Origin of the sequence: Trebonia sp., assembly GCF_049794275.1 — a bacterium.
Taxonomy (GTDB): Bacteria; Actinomycetota; Actinomycetes; order Streptosporangiales; family Streptosporangiaceae; genus Trebonia.
Genome location: NZ_JBARCR010000830.1, coordinates 1 through 4,074, shown reverse-complemented (window position 1 = coordinate 4,074; position 4,074 = coordinate 1). Strand labels below are relative to the sequence as shown.

Annotated in this window: 6 protein-coding genes; 2 read left to right on the top strand and 4 right to left on the bottom strand. The window is 72.6% G+C overall.

The window, feature by feature from the left end; genetic code table 11:
• On the top strand, positions 1–883 hold an 883-nt coding region (locus WA805_RS21600), incomplete at its 5' end, for an acyl-CoA dehydrogenase family protein (RefSeq protein ID WP_425243238.1).
• A 41-nt stretch (positions 884–924) separates the two neighbouring features.
• Here WA805_RS21600 and WA805_RS21595 read toward each other — a convergent pair.
• From WA805_RS21595 to WA805_RS21585, 3 genes are all read right to left on the bottom strand, one after another.
• Complete coding sequence (locus WA805_RS21595; protein WP_422278989.1) at positions 925–1,218, bottom strand: hypothetical protein; 294 nt, start codon at positions 1,216–1,218, stop codon at positions 925–927.
• A 176-nt stretch (positions 1,219–1,394) separates the two neighbouring features.
• Positions 1,395–2,264, bottom strand: coding sequence for an aldo/keto reductase family oxidoreductase (locus WA805_RS21590; protein WP_422340293.1), 870 nt, complete (start codon positions 2,262–2,264; stop codon positions 1,395–1,397).
• On the bottom strand, positions 2,264–2,683 hold the full coding sequence (locus WA805_RS21585; RefSeq protein ID WP_422278993.1) for a nitroreductase family deazaflavin-dependent oxidoreductase: 420 nt from the start codon (positions 2,681–2,683) through the stop codon (positions 2,264–2,266). The genes WA805_RS21590 and WA805_RS21585 overlap by 1 nt, the downstream gene beginning before the upstream one ends.
• An 83-nt stretch (positions 2,684–2,766) precedes the next feature.
• Here WA805_RS21585 and WA805_RS21580 point away from each other — a divergent pair, with 83 nt between their 5' ends.
• Complete coding sequence (locus WA805_RS21580; protein ID WP_422290532.1) at positions 2,767–3,603, top strand: SDR family NAD(P)-dependent oxidoreductase; 837 nt, start codon at positions 2,767–2,769, stop codon at positions 3,601–3,603.
• Between the two features lie 12 nt (positions 3,604–3,615).
• Here WA805_RS21580 and WA805_RS21575 read toward each other — a convergent pair whose 3' ends face one another.
• The gene (locus WA805_RS21575; RefSeq protein ID WP_425243237.1) at positions 3,616–4,002 is read right to left on the bottom strand and encodes a hypothetical protein; all 387 of its coding nucleotides are present in this window, start codon (positions 4,000–4,002) and stop codon (positions 3,616–3,618) included.
• Positions 4,003–4,074: the final 72 nt, after the last annotated feature.

Below are 4,074 nucleotides of genomic sequence, written 5' to 3'. Positions count from 1 at the left end.
GGCCACCGCCGTGCTGCTGTCCGCGGCGAAGAGCAGCGCGCAGCGCACCGAGTCCGCGCCTGTCTCGCCCGCGGCTGACCTGCTGCGCCGGATGGCCGACGGCGAGCTGACGGCGGCGCTCGCCGTGCCTGCCGCTACGCTGCCCGGCGCGGCGTTCCCCTCGGCAGTGCGGGTCGCCGGGTCGGCCGACGGCGGCATGACCAAGCTGCGCGGCACGATCCCCGCGGTGGCCGACGCGCTGCCCGCTGACGTGCTGCTCGTGCCAGCCGACGGAGTGCCGAACGCCCTGTTCCTGGTCGAGGCCACCGCGCCCGGCGTGCATCGCATCCCGGTGACCTCGCTGGACATGACCAGGCAGCTGTGCGACGTGACGCTGGACGGCGCGCCCGCCCGGCAGCTCGCCGTCGGGCAGGCCGCCGAGGCGGCCGCGGAAGCAGGGCTGCTGGCGGGCGCCACCGTGCTCGCCGCCGAGGAGGTCGGCCTCGCGCAGCGCTGCCTGGACATGACCGTGGCCTACCTGAAGGAGCGCCACCAGTTCGCCCGGCCGATCGGCTCCTTCCAGGCGCTCAAGCACCGGCTGGCCGACCTGTGGACGATGATCACGCAGGCGCGGGCGGCGTCCAGGTACGCGGCCGCCTGCCTGGCCGACGGCGATCCTGACGCGCCGGTGGCGGTGGCCCTGGCGAAGTCGGCGTGCGGCGATGCCGCGATCGCGGCCGCGCAGGAATGCGTGCAGATGCACGGCGGCATCGGCTTCACCTGGGAGCATCCCGCTCACCTGTACCTCAAGCGGGCGAAGGCGTCCTCGGTGCTGTTCGGCACGCCGGGCGCGCACCGCGCCGCGCTGGCAACCCTGGTGAACCTCCCGGGCCCTGACGCCTAACAGGCGCGGGGGCGCCCTCATTTCCCCGGAAGCCGGCAGCGTTAGGGGCTTCCGCCCGCGCCACTGCCCGCCGTGTCGGCAGGGGCCGGACTGTCGGCCGCGCTGCGCTGGGCCGGGATCGGCTCGGCTGGCGCCGCCACGCTGTGGCTGCCTGCTGCCATGTGTATCCCGCCGAGCACCGGTCCCCGCGTGTCGGCCGCCGGCCGCAGCCGGGGATCCGGCCGGTTCGCGAACACCATCACCATGAACAGCCAGAACGCCAGGAGGACGACCGAGACGACGACGATCACCCAGATAGCGGCCGGCGACGCCGTTGTCCGCAGTGCCAAGTCCATAGCTGACCCCCTACCAGCACCATCCTCAACGCTACGTACCCACCCCGAGCCGCTTTCACCACACGGCGCGAGGCCCGGTATCGGCCTCCCGCCCACCGCCCGCTGACAGCTGATAACAGCAAGAAATGGCAGTTGGTCGCGTCCAGGATCGCCAGCGTCGCGGTGCCCTTGAGCGCTCAGGTGGCGATCGCGTCTAGTTCCGCTAGCGCGTCCGCGGGCAGGGTGAGGTCAGCGGCGGCGACGTTTTCGCGCAGGTGCGCGACGGACGAGGTGCCCGGGATGAGCAGGATGTTCGGCGACCGGTGCAGCAGCCAGGCCAGCGCGACGGTCATCCGGGCAGCGCCGAGCCGCTCGGCGACCGCGTCCAGCATGCCGGACTGCAGCGGATGGAAACCGCCGAGCGGGAAGAAGGGCACGTAGGCGATGCCCTGCGCGGCGAGGGAGCCGATCAGGTCGTCGTCGCCCCTGCTAGCCAGGTTGTAGTGGTTCTGCACGCACGCGACCGGCGCGATGGATTGTGCCTCCGCGACCTGCCTGGCGGTCACGTTGCTGAGCCCCAGGTGCCTGATCAGCCCCTCCTGCCGCAGCTCGGCCAGCGCCGTGAACGGCCCGGCGATCGAGCCGGGCTGCGGACCGCGCTGGCCAGGGTTCCGCAGGTTGACCACGTCCATCGCGTCCAGGCCGAGATCGCGCAGGTTCTCCTCGACCTGCTCGCGCAGCTGCTCAGGAGCCTGCGCCTCGGGCCAGCCGCCGTTGGCGTCTCGCGCTGCCCCGACCTTGGTGACGATGCGCAGGTCCTCCGGATAGGGGTACAGCGCCTCCCTGATGATCTGGTTGGTGACGCGCGGGCCGTAGTAGCCGGATGTGTCTATGTGGGTGATGCCCAGCTCAACCGCCTCGCGCAGCACCGCCACCGCGGCGTCGCGGTCGGCGGGCGGCCCGAACACGCCCGGGCCGGCCAGCTGCATGGCCCCGTATCCCATGCGCGTGACGGTCAGGTCGCCGCCCATGGTGAACGTCCCGCCGGGACGCGTATCGGCTGCCATCACGCCTCCGGCGGGGTGAGGGCGATGACGGGGATCGTCCGCGCTGTTTTCTGCTGGTAGTCGCCGAAGCGGGGATAGCGCCGGGCCTGCTCCGCGTACTTTTCGTCACGCTCACGTCCGGCCAGCTCGGTGGCGTGCACCTCGATGACGCTGTCGCCGACCTCGATCGTGGTATCCGGGTGCGCGAGCAGGTTGTGGTACCAGGCGGGGTTGTCGTCCGCCCCTGCCTTCGACGCGAACACGAGATACCGGCCGTCGTCGGCCAGGTACATCACCGGGCTGACGCGCGGCGTGCCGGTACGGGCGCCGGTGGTGTGCAGCAGGAGCAGCGGCGCTCCGGCGAAGCCGCCGCCGACCTGGCCGTGGTTGCCGCGGAACTCCGCGATGATGCGCGCGTTGTGCCCGCCGGGTTCAGTCATGTCATCTCCTTCAGGGATGCGGACCAGCATGCCATCGTCTCCTGCTGTGGTGCCGCCGGGGCCTGGCGTGGAACAGTAGGGCTATGGCCGAACTCCGCGGGAAAGTCATTCTTGTCACCGGTGCCACCGACGGGCTTGGCCGGGCGCTGGCCGCCGAGCTGGCCCGGGCCGGGGCGACGGTGCTCGTGCACGGCCGCGACCCCGGGCGGATCGCGGACACGATCAAGGAGGTCACCGCGGCGGCCGCCGAGGCGGACGAACCGGCGGCCGGCGACCGGGTGCGCGGGTACCAGGCGGACCTGTCGAGCCTCGCCGGGGTGCGGGAGCTCGCCGGCCAGGTCATCGCGGCGGAGCCGCGGCTCGACGTGCTGGTGAACAACGCCGGCATCGGCGGCGACGTGCCAGGGGGCGGCGCGCGGCAGGAGAGCGCGGACGGGTACGAGCTGCGGTTCGCCGTCAACTACCTGGCGACGTACGCGCTGACCCGGCTGCTGCTGCCGCTCCTGCGCGCTTCCGCGCCGTCCAGGATCGTCAACGTCGCCTCCATCGGGCAGCAGGCCATCGACTTCAGCGACGTGATGCTCACCAAGGACTACGACGGGATGCGCGCCTACCGGCAGAGCAAGCTCGCGCAGGTCCTGTTCACCTTCGACCTGGCCGCCGAGCTCGACCCCGACGGGGTGACCGTCAACGCCCTGCACCCGGCCACGTTCATGCCGACCAAGATCGTGTCCTCGCCCATCAGCACCATCGCCCAGGGGGTCGAGGCGACGATGCGGCTGATCGCCGCCCCGGATGCGGAGACCGGCACCGGCCGGTTCTACAACAGCCTCGACGAGGGACGGGCGAACGACCAGGCCTACGACCTCGCGGCCCGCCGCCAGCTGCGCGAGCTGTCGGAGCGGCTGACCGGCCGGTAAGGCCGGCGCCGGCTAGCCGGCGCCGCCGGGGGTGCCAGGGACGGTCGCCACGTCGACCGCCTCGACCTGGCCGGAGTCGAAGTTCGACACCAGCAGCGTGCCGTCAGGAGCCAGCGTCATGTCCCGCGGGAACAGCCCGGCCCGGATGTGGCCGACGACCGCGGGGCGCCCGGCCAGCGCGGCCGCGACGTTCACCACGTCCAGGTCCGAGGTCGCGCCGCTGGCGCCGAACCGGTTGGAGTCCGCGACCAGCACGAGCGAGCTCTCCCTGACCGCCGCCAGCCCGACCGGCGCCTCGCCCACCCGGACGGCCGCGACCAGGGCCCGCTTCGGATCGCTGACCAGCCGGGCCGCCGCGAAGCACAGCAGGTCGTCGCTGGCCCGGGCAGTCACCCACACTTACGTGCCGTCCGCCGCGGTAGTGACCCGGACCGGCTGGCAGCCGGCGTCCACGGTGGCGACCACCGACGC

Coding starts and splice junctions, on each gene's coding strand:
- WA805_RS21595 (WP_422278989.1), bottom strand. CDS start 1,218: ATGGACTTGGCACTGCGGACAACGGCGTCGCCGGCCGCTATCTGGGTG.
- WA805_RS21590 (WP_422340293.1), bottom strand. CDS start 2,264: ATGGCAGCCGATACGCGTCCCGGCGGGACGTTCACCATGGGCGGCGAC.
- WA805_RS21585 (WP_422278993.1), bottom strand. CDS start 2,683: ATGACTGAACCCGGCGGGCACAACGCGCGCATCATCGCGGAGTTCCGC.
- WA805_RS21580 (WP_422290532.1), top strand. CDS start 2,767: ATGGCCGAACTCCGCGGGAAAGTCATTCTTGTCACCGGTGCCACCGAC.